Origin of the sequence: Defluviimonas aquaemixtae, from assembly GCF_900302475.1 — a bacterium.
GTDB lineage: Bacteria > Pseudomonadota > Alphaproteobacteria > Rhodobacterales > Rhodobacteraceae > Albidovulum > Albidovulum aquaemixtae.
The window spans coordinates 406,954-424,609 of the sequence record NZ_OMOQ01000002.1; the positions used below are offsets into that span (position 1 = coordinate 406,954).

Genomic DNA, 17,656 nt, shown 5'->3' on the forward strand with positions numbered 1-17,656 from the left:
GGCTTGCGCACCAATGCGGACCGGTTCCGTGGCGCTGAGGTCAAGGCCGCCGCGGACAGGCGCGACCGATTACCTGCTGTTGCGCGTTGGGCCATCACCCGACCGGAACCGTGGCCTTCATGCTGTCACGTCCGGATAACGTTTCGTGCCACGTCGCGAGCCGCGGATGGCCCGCGCGCCACTCGCGCTGTCCGTGCCGAAAGTCGAGGTAGGACAGCGCACAGCACACGGAGACCTGGCCCATGTCGATCGGACCGTTCAGGTGGCTGATCCACATTGCTTCGAGCGCGTCAAGTGCGCGGGAGATTTTGCTCCACTGGCCATCGACCCAGGCGTCAAAGCGCTTCTCCTCGGGCCTGAGCCGGATCTCATAAAGCATCAGGATCGCCGCATCGAGCATGCCGTCGCCGGTCGCTTCGAGCGTCAGCGTCTCCCACAGGCGGGGCTCCTTTGGGTAGAGCCGGCCGCCCACCCGCGCGTCGAGGTAGCGGCAGATGACCCTGCTGTCGTAAAGCGCAGGTCCGTCGGGGCGTTCAAGCGCCGGGATCTTGCCCAGCGGATTGCGAGCGACAGGCAGGGTCCCCGGATCGACGGGCGATCCGGCGGCTTCGACAATCTCGACATCGTCGATCTGACCCGTTTCGTGCAGAAGCACCACGACCTTGCGCCCGAACGGCGTTGTTGGGGAATGATAGAGCCGCATTTCGGCCGCCTCAGACCCGCCGGACGCGGAATCGGGCAAGCGCGGCGGCGTCGATCTCGACCCCGCCTTTGCCCCAATTTATCACCCGCCTGAATCGCGCCGAGGCATTTGTCTGGCCCCGATCTGTCGGGTGATGGACGGCAATTCCCTCGTCCATGTCGTCAAGCGCGTCCTCGGCGCGCTGATCGGTGCGGCCTTTCCTTAGGACCCGACGCAGCCCATAAGCCGCAACGGCAATCGCGCCGTACCGGAGCGCGAACCCGGCGATCGGGGCAAGTGGCAAGGGCATGGCAACCTCCTGAAAGCTCTCGGGTGAATGCTAGGATCGACCGGGCGCGCTGTCCACTCCACATCGCTGAACTTTGCGTGCGGTCTGCGCCGCACGCAGATCGCCGCAGCTGACGGAGTCCGGCGCGGTTCTTGCGGCGGCGCGGGGGTGACGATCGCGCTACGCCTTTGCCAGCCGCATCAGCGCCGCCAATGCCGCGGTTTCAGAGCCTATTCCGGCGGAGCAGACGCCGTCAGCCGCGCCGCATCGTGATGCCGCAGATTTGTTCTGGTTGAGCTTCCAGGTACTGTCGACGTTCAATATGTCCAGGCGGCAAGGCGCGATCATGCGAAGCAGACGGGCAAGCACATCGTCGCTGACCTTCTCGATCCGCCACGGGGGTTTCGGAAGAAGCCGGTTCTCGAGCTGTGCCGAAAGTCGGTCGAGTTGGGCGCGCAGCGTATCGGAGGGTTGGGCCGAGAGGGTGCCACGCAGGTGGACCGCGACATAGTTCCATGTCGGAACCTGATCGGGCGTTCCGTACCAGTCGGGCGACACGTATCCGTCGGGTCCCGAGACGGCAAGAAGCGCGGTGACGGGCGCTGCCAGGGACCGCAGGATCGGATTTGAGCGGACCAGGTGAAGTTCCGCAGTGCGGCCGTCTTCCGAAAGAACGAATGGAACATGCGAAGCGAGCGGTCCCTCAGGCCCGTTAATCATCAGAATGCCGAAGCTGCGGTCGCGGGCGAAGGCAAGGCTCGTTTCGACAGGCGTCTTCCTGTAGGTGGGATTTGGGTGCATCGGCGGTCTCCTCACCGCAGATTTGCAGCAGCAAAACCCCGCTGTCATCCATGAAAATGTAGCAAGCACACTCCGGCGCTCATCGGCTTGTACCTCCGGCGGGCAATTGACATCCTGCCGTAGTTCTCAGGGCGGGGTGGAAGTCCCCACCGGGGGTATGGGGGTGCGCCCCTGAGCCCGCGAGCGCCCCTGCCGAAGCAGGGGGTCAGCAGACCCGGTGAGAGGCCGGGGCCGACGGTGAAAGTCCGGATGGAAGTGAACGCGCATGACCGCCTTCGAGGCGGTGCATGCCCGTGATCGCCTTGGGTGACGTGTCTGCTCAGAAGGGGGATCATGGATGACACACACACCCGCTATGCCTTTATCAAGGCCAGTTGGCACGCCGACGTCGTCGACCGGGCGCTGGTCGGCTTCCGAGGGATGATCCCCAGCGACGACTTCGACGTGTTCGACATACCGGGCGCGTTCGAAATCCCGCTAGTGGCGCGCGATTTAGCCCGCACCGGCCGCTATGGCGCGATCATCGGGGCGGCCTTCGTCGTCGATGGCGGAATCTATCGGCACGATTTCGTCGCCTCCACCGTCGTTGATGGCCTCATGCGCGCGCAGATGGATGCGGACGTGCCGGTCCTTTCGGCGGTGCTGACGCCGCACAACCATCAGGAACCCGAAGCTCACGACGCATTTTTCAGGGACCATTTCGAGCTGAAAGGACGCGAAGCCGCCTCCGCGGCGCTCGCGCTCGTCAAGACGCGGGCCCGCCGTGCGGCCTGACAGATCGATTGGCCGCGGCGGCGCGGCCGCCGCGGTTCCTTCACTACTTCTGAATCGATTCAAGGTAGAGGGCGAGCGACAGGACGCGCCCGCGCACCTCAAGAACCGACCCGTAGGGGTTTTCGGGCCCCATGCCATCCGAATCAAAGACCCGACCGAATACCGGCATCGGCCCGCCGTGCGCGCGCACTCCGGTGCGGCCATCGATGATGTGGATCATCTTCAGCATCGGGAAGTCGCCGTCATTCTCGCTGGCGAGGAGCGTCAGATTTGGAGCCGGAATTGTCATCATGTTGGCCATGTCGCCGTCGCCCATGCCGCTGGCGCCGTGACAGGCTGCGCAGTAGTCAGTGTAGAGCTCCGCGCCGATATCGACGTCTTGCGCGGACGCTGTCCACGCGAGCAGTCCGTTCAGCAGCATTCCCGTAACCAGCACTCGAATCCTTCGCATGCCTCTTCTCCCATACAAGCTGCGCGTTCGTGGGAGTTAGATTGACATGCATCCAGATGCCGCCGGCTGATTTGAATCATCAGGGTCAGTGATCGCGGAAATCGGGTGTCAGGCCATTAATCTGCCGTCCGTCGCCCCGATGATCCGCGCAGTGACAATCGCGCCTTCGGGCTGATCCGCAGCGAAACCGACTTCGGTAAATTGTTCGGTTCGCCCCATGCGAGGGCTTTCGGTCAGGATGCGGTGTGTGCGGCCGGCCTGTGCGGCAAGGTGCCGGGTGAGCGCTGTGTCGCCTGCCGCCCGCAGCCGCGCGGCGCGTTCCTTGATTGCCGGACCCTTGACCTGAGGCATCCGTGCCGCCGGAGTGCCGTCGCGGCGCGAATAGGGAAAGACGTGCAGGAAGGTCAGGCCGCATTCCTCAACCAGTTTCAGCGAGTTTTCGAGCATCGCTTCGGTCTCGGTCGGGAAGCCGGCGATGATATCGGCGCCGAAGACGATGTCGGGGCGCAGGCGCCGGGCATTCTCGCAGAAGCGGATCGCGTCGTCGCGCAGGTGCCGCCGCTTCATGCGCTTGAGGATCAGGTCGTCGCCGTGCTGGAGCGAGAGATGCAAATGCGGCATGAGGCGCGGCTCCGTCGCGATCGCCTGCATCAGATTCTCGTCCGCCTCGATCGAGTCGATCGAGGAGATGCGGAGCCGCGCGAGGTCGGGCACGAGGCGCAGGATGCGCATCACGAGATCGCCGAGCCGCGGCTGGCCGGGCAGATCGGCGCCCCAGCTCGTGAGGTCAACGCCGGTCAGCACGACTTCGAGGAAGCCCTTGTCGACCAGCCGCTTGATCTGATCGACAACGACACCCGCGGGGACGGATCTTGAATTGCCGCGCCCGTAGGGGATGATGCAGAACGTGCAGCGGTGGTCACAGCCGTTTTGGATCTGAACATAGGCTCTATGCCGGCCAAAACCGTCAATAAGGTGTCCCGCCGTTTCGGTAACGGACATGATGTCGTCGACCATGACGCGTTCGGTCTCGCCGACGAGATCGGGTGTCTTCAGCGCGCGCCAGGTCTCCACCCGCATCTTTTCAGTGTTCCCGATGACGCGGGTGACTTCCGGCATCGCGGCAAAAGTGCCGGGCTCCGTCTGCGCGGCGCAGCCGGTGACGATCAGATTTGCATCCGGGTTCTCGCGCCGAAGCCTGCGGATTTCCTGCTTGGCCTTCCGCACCGCTTCGGCTGTTACCGCGCAAGTGTTCACCACAACCGCGCCCTCGATGCCGGCCTCGCCCACGAGTTCCCTCATCGCCTCCGTTTCGTACGCGTTGAGACGGCAGCCCAAGGTGGAGAAGACCGGCGCGCTCATGCGTGTTCTGCGAGGTACGCGGGCGTCAGCCACCCGTCGAAGACATGCGCGCTCGGGCCGGTCATCCAGACGCCATCGTCGCGCCAGTCGATCTCCAACGTGCCACCGTCGAGGTCAATCGCGACCCGCCTGCCGGTCAGCCCCCGCAGATGCGCAGCGACTGCGGTCGCGCAGGCGCCAGAGCCGCAGGCGAGCGTGATGCCTGCGCCGCGTTCCCAGACCCGCATCCGCAAGCGGTCGAGGCCGGTAAGGCTCGCGAACTCCACGTTGGTGGCGCTCGGGAAAAGTGGGTGGTTCTCTATCGCGGAGCCCACTTTCGCAACTTCGACTGCCTCGACGTCGTCGACGAAGAACACGCAATGCGGGTTGCCCATCCCGACGGCGGCAGGGTCGCCCTCGATCGGCAGGTGAAGCAGGTCGACCGCATCGGAAAGCGGCACGCCTGCCCAGTCGAGGATCGGTGCGCCCATGTTGACGCTGACGAGACCGTCTGGGCGGCGCTCGGCGCCGAGTGTTCCACGTTCGGTGACGAAAGTGACGCGATCGCGACCGAGCCCTGTCATCACGAAATCGGCCACACACCGAGAGGCGTTGCCGCAGGCACCGGCCCTGCTGCCATCGGAGTTCCAGAAATCGAGTGCGAAATCGGAGCCGTCCACATCGCGAATTTCGGCGAGCTGGTCGAAACCCACCCCTCGGTTTCGGTCACCAAGCGCCGCAGCCAGCGCGGGCGTTGTCGCGGTCGGAAGACCCCGTGAATCGATGATCACAAAGTCGTTGCCCGCGCCGTGCATCTTCATGAACGGTAGGCCCTGAGAGGAGCGTGTATCCTTCATGGCGTGCCATATACGCCTGGACCCCGGTTTTTGCCAGTGGTGCTCGCAATTCGGACTTGACCGGCCCCGGCCAGCTTCCTAAAGAGGCGCCTTGTGATGGGCCCGTAGCTCAGTTGGTAGAGCAACTGACTTTTAATCAGTGGGTCACAGGTTCGAATCCTGTCGGGCTCACCACTGAAATCAATGAGTTAGGCGAAGGCGAGGCCCAGGATTAGGGCGTGGTCATGAACAGGGTCGCGCATCATGGGCCGACCCACCTCGTCAGGTGGCAAACGAGACTTGCCCCCTTCGCTGCCCTTGGGACATCTGATTTGATTTCGTGCCTGGAGGCTTCGTTTATCATAACTTCCAGGGAGTGGAGATGAGACAAGAACCCGGAACAGCGAAGCTGTCGGCCGACGCCGTCGTGAAAGACTTCCGCCGACGCACGCGAAGCAGGCGTTTCTTCTTGACCCTGTTGTGTGGACCAGCCTGCCGTTCGCCGCAAGCGCGCAGTCAGCTCTCCGACTGCGGCTGGTCGGGCACTGGGCCGATATTGAGAATGTCGCACTTGTCCTCCAACAGCGAGTATTGGTCGCCCGTGATGCCGGCGGAGACCTTTACAAAGGTATGATCCGCCGACCAGTCGTATTTCTGGCCACCTCCCGGAGGCACATGTGAATAGCGCATTGCCATTTCGGGCGTCTCTTAGACATTCGCCTTTCCGGCGTCCACGTTGGCGGTTCGACCGGCTAAGAAAGTGCCGTCGGAACCTGACCCCCTCGCGGCATGCCAGTACAAGGAATCCGAGCTTTTGAAGCTGCACAATCGCGACAATAGAGCGGGCTCAATGGGGAGCACGTCAGCACGCTCCCCGCACCTGACGTTGTGCCGCTCCCTTTCGCCCCCAGGGGCGAAGACAACCGAATGGTGGAATGATAGACCGCTGAGATGATAGGCAACGTGTTCACACTCAAACAGCTCGAGGCGCTCGTCTGGGTGGCCGATCTCGGCAGTTTCCGCAGGGCGGCGCAGCATCTCAACACGACCCAGCCCAATATCTCGTCGCGGATTGCGGGGCTCGAAGACACGCTGGGCATGACCTTGATGCTTCGCGATGCCGGATCGGTCCGCATGACCGAGAAAGGCAAGGAGATACTCCAGATCGCGCGCAAGGTACTCCGGCGGTCCGAAGAACTGATTGAAGTGGCAAGGCGACTCGATCTGGTCGAGGACCGTCTGAGGCTGGGCGTGACCGAAATGGTCGCCTGCACCTGGCTGCACAGGTACCTGCGGCGGTTGAAAAACAGTTATCCCGGTGTGTCGGTTGAACTGACGGTCGACTTGTCGCGCAACCTCGACAAGGCCGTCGGCAGCGGCGGGCTTGACCTCGCGATCCAGACGGCGCCGTTCGGTTCAGCCGCCAGCGGTGTCATCGAATTGGGGGATTACCCTTACGTCTGGGTCGCGGAGAAAGGCATTGCCGCTGGTCTGACCGGCACCGTCCGGGTCGAGGATCTGATCCCCCTCAACATTCTTACCCATGCGCGTCACACCCAGGCTTTTGTCGAGCTTGCCGAATATGCCGAGGCGCAGGCGTTGCCCACGACGCGGTTCGTACCATCCAGCAGCCTGTCCTCCTGCCTGCCAATGGCACTCGACGGACTGGGCGTCGCCCTGCTGCCCAGGGTCTTGGTCGACGGGGAGGTCAATGCCGGGCGGCTGGTCATTCTGGATGTGGACTGGACGCCTTCGCCTCTGCGCTTCGCAGCCAGATATCAGGCCGAGAAGGTGGCGCGTTATGTCGAGCATTCCGCCCGGATCGCCGCCGAGATCGCCACAGAATTTTTGAAGGATGGCGTGCACTGATCGAGCCGGTAAACCGGCAGCCGGCTGGCTGAAGGTCAGGCACGACGAACAAAAACAGCTATCGTGTACATCGAAGAAAATAATTGGATCATATCCTGAGCCGCTACTTAGAGTGAGCTGAACTGGTCAGGTGAGGTGCATGAAGACTTCTTCGATTCGGCTGGGTGTGGATATCGGCGGAACGTTCACGGATGTCGTGCTGGAAAAGGGTGGCGAGTCGTACTCCACCAAGGTCCTGACAACCTATGCAGCCCCTGAAAACGCGATCATCGACGGGATGCATCAGGTTTGCGTAAAGGCCGGGATCACGCCGTCGGACGTCGGCCAGATCATCCACGGCACAACGCTCGCCACCAACGCTCTGATCGAGCGGCGCGGGGCCAAGACGGCGCTGATCACGACGCAAGGCTTTCGCGACGTGATCGAGATGCGGACCGAATCCCGGTTCGAACAGTACGACTTGAACCTGAACTTGCCAGAGCCGCTCTTGCCGCGGCAGATGCGCTACACCGTGTCTGAACGGGTCGATGCGCGTGGCAATGTGCTGGTGCCGCTGGACCGCACCGAGGTTGAAAACGTCGTCACGCGGATCGCCGAGGCGGGATATGAAAGCGTCGCCGTCGGTCTCATTCATTCCTATCTCAACGACGCGCACGAGCGGATGATCCGTGACGTTCTGGCAGAAAGGCTGCCCGACGTGATGGTCTCGATATCTTCCGAGGTCAGCCCGCAGATGCGCGAGTACGAGCGTTTCAACACCGTCGTTGGCAACGCCTATATCAAGCCCTTGATGAAGTCCTATCTGGGCCGGCTGGAGGGTCGTCTCCGCGCTGAGGGTGCGCGCTGCAACATCTTCCTGATGCATTCGGGCGGTGGCATCATCTCGATCGAAAGTGCCGCCGATTTCCCGGTCCGTCTGGTGGAATCCGGACCGGCCGGAGGGGCGGTCTTTGCCGCCAACATTGCTGCCCGCTACGGGCTCGACAAGGTGCTGAGCTTCGACATGGGCGGCACTACGGCCAAGATCTGCCTCATCAAGAACCAAACGCCGAAGACCAGCCGCGTGTTCGAGGTCGCCCGGACTTACCGGTTCAAGAAAGGTTCCGGCATGCCCATATCGATCCCGGTGATCGAGATGGTGGAGATCGGCGCAGGGGGCGGTTCGCTTGCCCATGTGGACAGCATGCGGCAAATCCGGGTCGGGCCGGAGAGTGCCGGATCGGAACCCGGCCCCGCCTGCTACGGCCGGGGCGGCGCGAAACCTGCCGTCACCGATGCCGACCTCATTCTCGGCAAGCTCGACCCCGACAATTTCGCCGGCGGCTCGATCAAGCTTGAGACCGACAGTTCCGAGGCGGCGCTGACGTCCGTTCTTGGCGACGTTCTGGAGATGGATGCCGCGACGGCGGCCTTCGGTCTGGCCGAAGTCGTGGACGAGAACATGGCCAATGCCGCCCGCGTGCATGCGGTCGAAAATGGCGAAGATCTGAGCGAATACACGATGATCGCCTTCGGCGGAGCGGCTCCCCTTCACGCCGGGCGGCTTTGCGAAAAGCTGGGTGTGACGCGCCTCCTGGTTCCGCCCGGGGCGGGTGTCGGATCGGCGATCGGTTTCCTGCGCGCGCCGTTCAGTTTCGAGGCCAACCGTTCAGTCTACATGAAGCTGTCGAATTTCGACGGCGAGAAGATCAAGTTGCTTTTGTCCGACCTGAAGGCCGAGGCAACCGGTTTCGTGCGAACATGCGATGCGGACAGCGAAATCCTGTCGGAATTCAAGGTTTACATGCGTTACACAGGTCAAGGCTGGGAAATACCGATCGTGCTAAGTGAAGCGCAGGCCATGAACCCTGATGTCGAGACGTTTGAACGGATTTTCGAGGCCGGCTACACCAAGCTCTTTGGCCGTCCGGTCGCGGGCATGGATGTCGAAATCACCGTCTGGTCTGTCAACGCCACCACGCCACTCGAGAAGGCCGCCCGCGTGGCTCCCGAAAAGGGCAACGGCGCTGCGCCAATCAAGGGCCCGCGCCGGATGTTTGACCCGGCACTGGCCGATTTTGTCGATGCCTCTGTCGTGTTGCGCTGCGAGATGGCCCAAGGCAGCCAGGCCGCGGGGCCGGTTGCCATTACCGAAGACGAGACCACGATCATCGTGCCGTCGAGCCGCCGCGCGATCCGTCAGCCGGATGGGTGCATCGACGTCCTCGTGAAAGCCTGAGGGGAGATATGAAATGGCAAGAGAGCAGTCCAACGTCGCCTATCAGGTTATGTGGAACCGGATGATCTCGGTCGTCGAGGAACAGGCGCAGGCGCTGGTGCGCACCGCCTTTTCGACCTCGGTGCGCGAGGCCGGTGATCTTTCAGCCGGGGTCTACGACACCCAAGGACAAATGCTGGCGCAGGCGGTCACCGGCACGCCAGGCCACGTCAACGCCATGGCCGACGCGGTGTCGCATTTCATCCGCAGGATCGGGCGCCAGAACATTTTCGAAGGCGATGTCTACATCACCAACGATCCCTGGGAGGGCACCGGCCACCTGCATGACATCACGATGGTCACACCGTCCTTCCACAAGGACGTTCTCGTCGGCTTCTTCGCCTGCACCGCGCATATCGTCGATATTGGCGGTCGCGGATTCGGCGCGGATGCTGCGAGCGTCTACGAAGAAGGGCTGTACATCCCGATCATGAAATTCGCTGATCGCGGGCAGGTTGACCAAACGCTGGTCCGCATCGTGCGTGGCAACGTGCGCGAGCCCGACCAGTTGATCGGCGACATGTACGCTTTGGCCACCTGCAACGAAATCGGCCACCGCCGCCTGATCGATATGATGACCGAATTCGATCTGGAAGATCTGGACGGCATCGGAACATTCATCCTCGACAATTCCCGTCGCGCAACGATTGAGCGTATCGCCGCCCTGCCGCGCAAGTCGGCAGAGGGCGAGATGACGGTGGACGGCTTTGACAATCCGATCATGCTGAAAGTCAGACTGACCATCGAGGAAGGCCGGATCACCAGCGACTTCACCGGCTCCTCCGGCCTCGACAAGAAGGGCATCAACTGCCCGAAGGTCTATGCCAAGGCCTATGCCTGCTATGCGCTCAAATGCGCGATAGCGCCGGAAATCCCCAACAACGCGGCATCATTGGAACCCTTTGTGATGGAGGCACCGGTCAATACGATCGTGAACGCGGTGCATCCCGCCCCGGTTGCTTTGCGGCATATCGTCGGGCATTTCGTCCCCGATACGGTTTATAACGCGCTCGACAAGATCATTCCTGGCGTGGTGCCGGCCGAAGGTGCAGGATGTCTGTGCAATTTCCAGGTCAGTTTGCGTCCGCGCACCGATGTCCCCGCGCCAGGCGATGCCGTACGTTCTGAAGTGCTGACCTTCAATTCCGGTGGCGCGGGTGCGCGGCCGGAACATGACGGGCTCAACGCGACCGCCTTCCCATCGGGCGTGATGACGATGCCGATTGAAGCCACCGAACATGCCGGGCCGGTCATTATTTGGCGCAAGGAACTTCGCCCCGACAGTGGCGGCGCTGGCAAGCAGCGCGGCGGACTTGGCCAGTATATGGAGGTCGGCGCCCGCGAAGGGCATGAGTTCGACTTTCAGGCAATGTTCGACCGCATCGACCACCCCGCCCGCGGCCGCCGCGGCGGCGCGGCCGGGGCGGCAACCACGATCGCGCGGGACGACGGTGCTGCGATGCGCGGAAAGGGCAAGCAGTACGTGCCCCACGGCCGAAAGGTGATACTGGCCTTTCCCGGCGGCGCAGGCTACGGCGACCCGAAGGAGCGGCCCGCCGATCTGGTCAAACGCGACCTTGCGCGGGGGTACATCTCGGCTGAAACGGCTGCCCGCGCTTATGGTCTTTCCGCCGAGGACATTGCCGGGGTCGAGGCCGCTGTGCGCAAAGGGGAGATGTCGGCATGACTGACAAACTGCAAGCGCCGTCGAACAACAGCTATGACATCGTCATCGTCGGCGGCGCGATCATGGGCGCGTCCGCGGCGTGGTTCCTGTCGAATGACAAGGACTTCGACGGTCGTGTGCTCGTGGTCGAACGGGACCCGAGCTACAAGAACTCCTCGACCATGCACACCAACAGCTGCATGCGTCAGCAGTTCTCGGCCGAGCTGAACGTCCGTATCTCGCAGTTTGCGGCCGACTTCGTGAAGAACCTGCGAAGCTATATGGGCGGCGACGAACGGGTGCCCGACCTGTCGATCCGCAGCTTCGGCTACATGTACCTCGCCGATACCGAGGCCTTCGCCGATGTCCTGCGCGAGAACATCAAAGTGCAGCACGCGGCGGGTGCCGCGACCAAGTTGATGAGCGCCGATGAGATCAAGCGTGACTATCCGTTCTACAATGTCGACGACATCGTACTTGGGTCGATCAACCTTGTTGACGAAGGCTACTGGGATGGCAGCGCCGTTTTCGACTGGTGGCGGCGGCAATCCCGCGAGCGCGGCATCGAGTATGTCCAGAACGAGGTCGTCGCGATCACGAAGAACGCCGCCGGTACGCGCGTTGAAAGCGTGACGCTGAATTCGGGCGAAGTCATTTCCTGCGGCAAGGTCCTGAACGCCTCCGGCCCGCGCGCGGCCCGGACCAGCCGCATGGCAGGCATCGAGATCCCCGTGGAGCCCCGCAAGCGCTATTCGTGGATCTTCAGGGCCAACAAGCCCCTGGACCGCGACCTGCCGCTGACCATCGATCCGTCGGGTGTGCATGTGCGCGAAAATGGCGGCGGTACCTATCAGTGCGGCGGCCATTCCGACATCGATCCGGCCGTCGACTACGACGATTTCACGATGGATTTCTCGCTTTGGGAAAACCATGTCTGGCCGATCCTCGCGACCCGCATCCCGCAATTCGAGGCGGTCAAGGTGCAAAGCGAATGGGCCGGGCATTACGCCTATAACACCTTCGATCACAACGCGATCATGGGACCACATACGGAAGTCGAGAATTTCTTCTTCCTAAACGGCTTCTCCGGTCACGGTCTGCAGCAATCCCCCGCGATGGGCCGCGGCACGGCCGAGTTCATGGTTCACGGCGAGTACCGCAGCCTCGACATGCGTCCGTTCCACTATGAGCGCATCGTGGCGAACCGTCCGATCATCGAAAAAGCCATCATCTGATGGAGCGTGGCGCGAACCCGCTCACCCACGGCATCGCTCGGGCCGCTGCGGCGGCGGCTCTCGACGGCCCGAAGAACGGCGTGCGCCGGTTGAACGCGGCCTTCGAGACGCGGCGCAACCTTGTCGTTGAGCATATCGCAAGGATCGAAATGCCGAGCCACGATCCGTCCTATGACACCGCGTTCACGTCCTATGTCCTGAAGGCGGCAGGCATCGCCCGGGTTTCCGGCAGCACCGATGAGATGTCGCCCTTCTTCCGCATGTCGGCCGCCGCCTCGGAAGATGTCCTCGCGCGAGCGATGGAACGTCTCGCTGCGGCCGTTGCTACGCTGACGAATCCCGCATCACAGGAAGTCTGACCCATGAAGAAACTCGTCCTGACCGGCGCGGCCGGGCGCCTTGGCTCTTACCTGCGGGAGCCCATGTCGAGGATGTGCGACGAACTCGTCTCGACCGACCTCGCACAGGATATCGGCAAGCTCTATGACGGGGAGCGCTATGTGAAGGCGGATCTTGCCAGCCTCGACGCGATGATCGACCTTCTGCAAGGCGCTGACATGGTCGTCCATTTCGGCGCCTATGGCGATGAGGCGCCGTTCGAGACGATCCTCGGGCCAAACATCATCGGCGCCTACAACATCTGGGAAGCCGCATGGCGCAATGGGGTGCGGCGCGTGGTTTATGCCTCGTCGATCCACGCGGTCGGCATGCATCCGAAGACAGATTTCATCGGCACCGACGTGCGCCACCGCCCGGACACGTTCTACGGGCTTGCTAAGTGCTTTGCCGAGGATCTGGCAAGTCTTTACTGGGATAAGCGGCAGGTGGAATCGGTTTGCATGCGCATCCTCAGCTGCGCGCAGGTCGGGAACCCGCGCGCCATTGGGACATGGCTCAGCTATGACGACCTGATCAAGCTCGTGCAGCGCGCCATCGATACGCCGGTGACCGGATTTGCCGTGGTCTATGGCGTCTCCGACAATGACCGCGTTCCGGTGGACAATGCCAAGGCCAGCTTTCTGGGCTACAGGCCCCGCGACAATGCCGAGCAATTTGCTGAAAAGATCTTCGCCGAGGCCGGCCCTCTCGACCACCAGGACCCAGGCAACATGTGCCATGGCGGACCCTTCGCGGCCGTGCCCCTTGGCGATAGCGGCCTCGCCGTGTTGAAGGTGGTCGACGACACCAAGAAAACCTGAAGGGAGAGAGAATGTCAGACGCAAAAGTAGCCCTGGTGACAGCAGGAGGCAGCGGCATGGGGGCCGACAGTGCGCGGGCGCTGGTGGCGGATGGGTTCAAGCTCGGTATCCTGTCCTCGTCGGGCAAGGGCGAGGCGTTGGCCAAGGAACTGGGCGGCGTCGGCGTCACCGGCTCCAACCAGTCGGTGGAGGACCTTCAGAAGCTCGTGGACGCGGCGATGGACGAATGGGGCCGGGTGGACGTTCTGGTGAACTCCGCCGGACACGGGCCCCGCGCCCCGGTTCTGGAGCTCACGGACGAGGATTGGCACAAAGGCCTCGACGTCTACTTTCTCAACGCCGTGCGTCCGACCCGGCTGGTCACGCCGATCATGCAAAAGCAGGGCGGCGGCACGATTATCAACATCTCCACCTTTGCCGCATTCGAGCCGAGCCCGGTCTTCCCGACCTCAGGCGTCTTTCGTGCAGGCCTTGCAGCCTTCACGAAACTCTTTGCCGACAAATACGCGGCCGAGAATATCCGCATGAACAACGTGCTTCCCGGGTTCATCGACAGCCTACCCGAGAAGGAAGAATTCCGCTCGATGATCCCTATGGGGCGCTACGGCAACTCTCTGAACGAAATAGCCGCGGTGGTGGCGTTTCTCGCCTCGCCAGGCGGCGGCTACATCACCGGCCAGAACATTCGCGTTGACGGTGGGATAACCCGGTCAGTGTGATCGGACTTCAGCCGCTCAGCAGCACAGATGAAACAACGTGGCGCTGACGTAGCGCCAATGTCGGGCCGGTGCATCACCTTGGCCCACAACGCCATCGCGGGAAATTGGGCGAGCGAGGTGTTATCGTGGTGACGCTTCGACATACGCTGCGCAGGGACCTATCGGACAACTGGGCCCGTGCCCAGCGCAGGATGAAGGAACACGCGACAAAGATGAACAAAGACCATGGAAGCGGCCCGCCGTTTGCGTCTCTTGCCGCGCATCACGGAGCCGGGGCCGCGCATGGTCTGAAGCGACGCGTCGAAACCGAGCGGGCTCCGGCACAGACGCTAAACCGGCCGCTTTGAGGGCTGCACAAAGTTCTCGTCGGCGCCCTGAGATGAAGGTGCACATTCTCGACGACTGGTTCGATATTTTGCGCCACCTGCCTTCATTCGCCAGACTCGACGGGCACGACGTGACGGTCTGGAACGATCGCGTCGAAGATGCCGGCACGCTATCAGCGCGGCTTCGCGAGGCCGATCCGCGCGACCCTCTCGCCTCGTATCCGCGGGTAATCGCTACGCCCCATATCGGTTATGCCACCGAGGACGAGTTCGATCTTCAGTTCGCCGACATTTACGACCAGATCAACGCATTCGCGGATGGTGCGCCGATCAACGTGATCAATTCCGAAGCCTTGGAGCGCTAGATCAACGCCGCACGAACAGCCGCGCCGCGACCGGTGCTCCGAGAATCACAAGGACGATCCGGGTCAGGTGATGGACGATGACGAAGCCGATATCCGCGCCCGCGACGATGGCAAGGACGATCATTTCGGCTTGTCCGCCTGGCGCGAAGGATAGGAACGCTTCAACGGGCTCCGCCAGTTGCATCAGGTGAATCGCCTCCGTGAAGGCCGCGGCGAGGGCCGCTAGGATGGCGACGAAGGCGATGCCCGACAGGACGTAGCGGCGTAGATCACGAATCGTGACCCCGACATAATAGATACCTATTCCCGTGCCGATGACGAATTGAGCGAAGAGGACCGCTTCTCGCGGTGGGCGGACATGGATGAGCCCGGCGAGCGTCAGCGCGGTGGTCAGGAGGAGCGGCCCCAGAATCGCAGCACCGAACAGCCCGATCCGCTCACCGATCTTCCAACCGATCAGCGCCGCCGCGACCATGAGCACGAGCTCCAGCACGGGAATCTCAGCAACGGGCGCGCCGACAGGGTGGGACAGGCTGACGCCGTAGAACTGTGTCAAAATGAGCGGCGCGAGAGTGACGATCATCAGGACGCGAGTCGCGTGGATGAGCGACAGCGCCCGAACATCGGCGCCAGCCTCCTGTCCGAACAGGATCATGTCCTGAAGCCCCCCCGGCATTGCCGCATACCAGGCCGTCACACGGTCATAGCCAAATGTGCGGAAAAACGGCACGCCGATGAGTCCGATGAGCGCGACATAGACCGGCACGAGCGCCACGGTCTGAACCATATCCGGAATCTGCCCAACAACCGCGGGCGTCACAGAGGCACCGGCCGCGACGCCGAGGATCGATCTCGCCCCGTATGAGACCTGTCCGAAACCCATGAGCCTCTGTCCGAGCAGCGCGGCCAGAAGGCACGCAGTCATAGGTCCGAACAGAAAGGGCAGCGGCATTCCGAGAAGGAAAAAGACACCTGTGCCGGCCATCGCGAGGGCGAGCGTCTTGGTGCGAAGTAGAAGGGTCCGAGCCACGGCTGTTCCCGCTTGACACGTATTGTACACGTTTGTATCCAATTGGATACATGAAGACAAACACCTTCTCAATGCCTGAAATCGTCACGGAAGAAGAACTGCCGCAGGGCCAAAGCGTCTATCGGCGTCTGCTTGACGAAATCCGCCGCGGCGATCTGCCGCCCGGTACGCGCCTCCGCGAAACGGAGTTGTCCGACCGACTGAAGATTTCACGCACACCAGTGCGCGAGGCGTTGAGGCTATTGGAGGCGGATGGTCTCGTTGCCCATCTGCCGCGGCAGGGCGCAACGGTGCGCAGCCTCGACTATGCCGAAGTCATGGAGCTTTACGAGATGCGGGCGGTTCTGGAGGGCACCGCCGCTCGACTGGCCGCCCGTGCCGCTTCGGAGGTGGAAATTGCCGAGCTCAGGGCGGTTAACGAGGAATTTGCCAAGGCCAAGGGAAGCGCTGGCAGTGTGCAGGAGATCAATCGGCAGTTCCACCGCGCCGTGCAGGACGCCGCGAAGAACCGCTATCTCGCCAAGGCGATCGGTGCGCTCGAAAAGACTCTCATGATCCTGGGCCCCACCACGCTGATTGATGCGGACCGCGCCGAGGCCGCGCTGGCCGAGCACGACCGGATCCTCGATGCCATCGATAACCGAGACGGTCCGCGCGCCGAGGCTGAAATGCGCGCCCATATCGAAGCGGCGCAGCGGGTGCGGCTGAAGGCGCTGCGCCTCAGACAGCGCCCACTGGAGGGGCACTGACCAGGTTGCACGGGAAACCCGCCACGGGCGTCGGGGTGACCGCCCGTCTCGCGGAGAGCGACTGGGACGTCATCGCCGTTGGCGGCGGCAATGGAGCGCGCTGCGGGGGCGATCACTGCGGCAGAGACCGGCGCGAAGGTGCTTATCCTTGAGGGTGCCCCGAAGCCATAACGCGGCGGAAACAGCCAGCATACGCGCAATTTCCGCTGCATACATCGCGGGCCGCTCTCCGTGCCGGCAGACCGCTACGGCGAGGAGGAATATTTCGACGACCTGATGCTGGTGACGAAAGGCAGGACCGATGAGAACCTCACCCGGCTCGCCATCCGGTCATCGGAGGAATGCCTGCCGTGGACGGAGGCGCATGGCGTGCGGTTCCAGCCGTCACTTTCTAGGACGCTCTCGCTGTCGCGTACCAATGCCTTCTCCCCGGGTGGCGGCAAGGCTTTGGTGAACGCCTACTACAAGACCGCCGAGGACGTGGGCGTCACGGTGGTCTACGAGGCACACCTATCCGTCGAAGGCGATCGCGTCGCGGAACTTGTGGTCTCGGTCGCAGAAGACGAACCACAACTAATCTCGGTGCAGGCATTCGTTGTGGCCTCCGGCAGTTTCCAGTCCGACACCGACTGGTTGACCCGCGCCTGGTGACCGGCGGCCGCCAATTTCCTGATTCTCGGCACGCCTTACAATCGCGGCATGGTGCTGCGCGACATGCTCGACCAAAGCTGCACCTCGGTCGCCGATCCGACCCAGTGCCATGCCGTCGCGATCGACGGGCGCGCACCGAAATACGACGGCGGCATCGTCACGCGGCTCGAGTGCGTGCCCTTCTCGGTGGTCGTGAACCGCGACGCCGAGCGCTTCTACGGCGAAGGCGGGTGTGTCTGGCCCAAGCGCTATGCGATCTGGGGCAGGCTCGTTGCCGCGCAGCCCGATGAGGTCGGCTATGCGATCATCAACGCCAAATCCATCGACCTCTCTACGCCCTCCGTCTTCCCGCCGGGCCAGGACTATACGATCGAGGAACTGGCCGCAGAGATTGGCCTCGATCCGACCCGGCCAGG

The 17,656-nt window shown here is 62.8% G+C and carries 18 protein-coding genes, 1 tRNA gene, 1 pseudogene and 1 riboswitch; of the genes and pseudogenes, 12 read left to right on the forward strand and 8 right to left on the reverse strand.

All coding sequences use genetic code 11. The annotated features are described in order from the left end of the window. Positions 1–94: 94 nt before the first annotated feature. From DEA8626_RS13745 to DEA8626_RS13755, 3 genes are all read right to left on the reverse strand, one after another. Entirely contained in the window at positions 95–703 is a 609-nt protein-coding gene (locus DEA8626_RS13745) for a glutathione S-transferase (protein WP_108853806.1), read from the reverse strand. A 10-nt stretch (positions 704–713) separates the two neighbouring features. After that, on the reverse strand, positions 714–992 hold the full coding sequence (locus tag DEA8626_RS13750) for a hypothetical protein (protein ID WP_108853807.1): 279 nt from the start codon (positions 990–992) through the stop codon (positions 714–716). A gap of 159 nt (positions 993–1,151) precedes the next feature. Beyond that, positions 1,152–1,772 carry an FMN-binding negative transcriptional regulator gene (locus tag DEA8626_RS13755; protein ID WP_108853808.1) on the reverse strand — a complete coding sequence of 207 codons (621 nt, stop codon included), beginning with the start codon at positions 1,770–1,772 and terminating at the stop codon, positions 1,152–1,154. Between the two features lie 118 nt (positions 1,773–1,890). Next, positions 1,891–2,037: riboswitch (FMN riboswitch) on the forward strand. A 68-nt stretch (positions 2,038–2,105) separates the two neighbouring features. Here DEA8626_RS13755 and DEA8626_RS13760 point away from each other — a divergent pair. After that, positions 2,106–2,546: a 6,7-dimethyl-8-ribityllumazine synthase gene (locus DEA8626_RS13760; RefSeq protein ID WP_108853809.1), complete on the forward strand. Its 441-nt coding sequence runs from the start codon at positions 2,106–2,108 to the stop codon at positions 2,544–2,546. A gap of 43 nt (positions 2,547–2,589) precedes the next feature. On the opposite strand, the gene DEA8626_RS13765 is transcribed toward DEA8626_RS13760, so the two are convergent. The 3 genes from DEA8626_RS13765 to dapF all read right to left on the reverse strand — a co-directional run bounded on the left by DEA8626_RS13765 (position 2,590) and on the right by dapF (position 5,195). After that, positions 2,590–2,997 carry a c-type cytochrome gene (locus DEA8626_RS13765; RefSeq protein WP_108853810.1) on the reverse strand — a complete coding sequence of 136 codons (408 nt, stop codon included), beginning with the start codon at positions 2,995–2,997 and terminating at the stop codon, positions 2,590–2,592. 108 nt (positions 2,998–3,105) lie between these two features. Continuing rightward, complete coding sequence (gene mtaB, locus DEA8626_RS13770) at positions 3,106–4,359, reverse strand: tRNA (N(6)-L-threonylcarbamoyladenosine(37)-C(2))-methylthiotransferase MtaB (RefSeq protein WP_108853811.1); 1,254 nt, start codon at positions 4,357–4,359, stop codon at positions 3,106–3,108. Next, a complete protein-coding gene (gene dapF / locus DEA8626_RS13775; protein ID WP_108853812.1) occupies positions 4,356–5,195 on the reverse strand; it encodes a diaminopimelate epimerase in 840 nt (279 codons plus the stop codon). Before dapF ends, mtaB begins: the two co-directional genes overlap by 4 nt. 98 nt (positions 5,196–5,293) lie before the next feature. Here dapF and DEA8626_RS13780 point away from each other — a divergent pair. After that, a tRNA-Lys gene (locus DEA8626_RS13780) sits at positions 5,294–5,369 on the forward strand. 321 nt (positions 5,370–5,690) lie between these two features. Here the strand turns inward: DEA8626_RS13780 and DEA8626_RS13785 are convergent. Next, positions 5,691–5,870, reverse strand: a complete 180-nt coding sequence (locus tag DEA8626_RS13785) for a hypothetical protein (protein WP_108853813.1) — start codon at positions 5,868–5,870, stop codon at positions 5,691–5,693. Between the two features lie 255 nt (positions 5,871–6,125). Between DEA8626_RS13785 and DEA8626_RS13790 the strand changes: the two genes are divergently transcribed. The 8 genes from DEA8626_RS13790 to DEA8626_RS21700 all read left to right on the forward strand — a co-directional run bounded on the left by DEA8626_RS13790 (position 6,126) and on the right by DEA8626_RS21700 (position 14,810). Further along, positions 6,126–7,043 (forward strand): LysR family transcriptional regulator, encoded by a 918-nt coding sequence (locus DEA8626_RS13790; protein ID WP_108853814.1) that lies wholly within the window; start codon positions 6,126–6,128, stop codon positions 7,041–7,043. A gap of 139 nt (positions 7,044–7,182) precedes the next feature. Next, on the forward strand, positions 7,183–9,261 hold the full coding sequence (locus DEA8626_RS13795) for a hydantoinase/oxoprolinase family protein (RefSeq protein WP_108853815.1): 2,079 nt from the start codon (positions 7,183–7,185) through the stop codon (positions 9,259–9,261). A gap of 13 nt (positions 9,262–9,274) precedes the next feature. Further along, the gene (locus DEA8626_RS13800; RefSeq protein WP_108853816.1) at positions 9,275–10,987 is read left to right on the forward strand and encodes a hydantoinase B/oxoprolinase family protein; all 1,713 of its coding nucleotides are present in this window, start codon (positions 9,275–9,277) and stop codon (positions 10,985–10,987) included. Then, the gene (locus DEA8626_RS13805; RefSeq protein WP_108853817.1) at positions 10,984–12,201 is read left to right on the forward strand and encodes an NAD(P)/FAD-dependent oxidoreductase; all 1,218 of its coding nucleotides are present in this window, start codon (positions 10,984–10,986) and stop codon (positions 12,199–12,201) included. The genes DEA8626_RS13800 and DEA8626_RS13805 overlap by 4 nt, the downstream gene beginning before the upstream one ends. Then, a complete protein-coding gene (locus tag DEA8626_RS13810; RefSeq protein ID WP_108853818.1) occupies positions 12,201–12,560 on the forward strand; it encodes a PLP-dependent aminotransferase family protein in 360 nt (119 codons plus the stop codon). Before DEA8626_RS13805 ends, DEA8626_RS13810 begins: the two co-directional genes overlap by 1 nt. Positions 12,561–12,563: 3 nt before the next feature. Next, positions 12,564–13,400, forward strand: coding sequence for an NAD-dependent epimerase/dehydratase family protein (locus DEA8626_RS13815; RefSeq protein ID WP_108853819.1), 837 nt, complete (start codon positions 12,564–12,566; stop codon positions 13,398–13,400). Between the two features lie 11 nt (positions 13,401–13,411). Next, entirely contained in the window at positions 13,412–14,119 is a 708-nt protein-coding gene (locus DEA8626_RS13820) for an SDR family oxidoreductase (protein ID WP_108853820.1), read from the forward strand. A 379-nt stretch (positions 14,120–14,498) separates the two neighbouring features. Beyond that, on the forward strand, positions 14,499–14,810 hold the full coding sequence (locus DEA8626_RS21700; RefSeq protein WP_306418110.1) for a hypothetical protein: 312 nt from the start codon (positions 14,499–14,501) through the stop codon (positions 14,808–14,810). Position 14,811: 1 nt separating this feature from the next. On the opposite strand, the gene DEA8626_RS13830 is transcribed toward DEA8626_RS21700, so the two are convergent. After that, positions 14,812–15,795, reverse strand: a complete 984-nt coding sequence (locus DEA8626_RS13830; protein WP_108854058.1) for an AbrB family transcriptional regulator — start codon at positions 15,793–15,795, stop codon at positions 14,812–14,814. A gap of 95 nt (positions 15,796–15,890) precedes the next feature. Here DEA8626_RS13830 and DEA8626_RS13835 point away from each other — a divergent pair, with 95 nt between their 5' ends. Together DEA8626_RS13835 and tcuA are read left to right on the forward strand one after the other, a co-directional pair. Then, a complete protein-coding gene (locus tag DEA8626_RS13835; protein WP_245890867.1) occupies positions 15,891–16,589 on the forward strand; it encodes a GntR family transcriptional regulator in 699 nt (232 codons plus the stop codon). Positions 16,590–16,624: 35 nt separating this feature from the next. Beyond that, positions 16,625–17,639 (forward strand): annotated as a pseudogene (gene tcuA, locus DEA8626_RS21795) (FAD-dependent tricarballylate dehydrogenase TcuA); the annotation flags it as partial. Positions 17,640–17,656 lie beyond the last annotated feature (17 nt).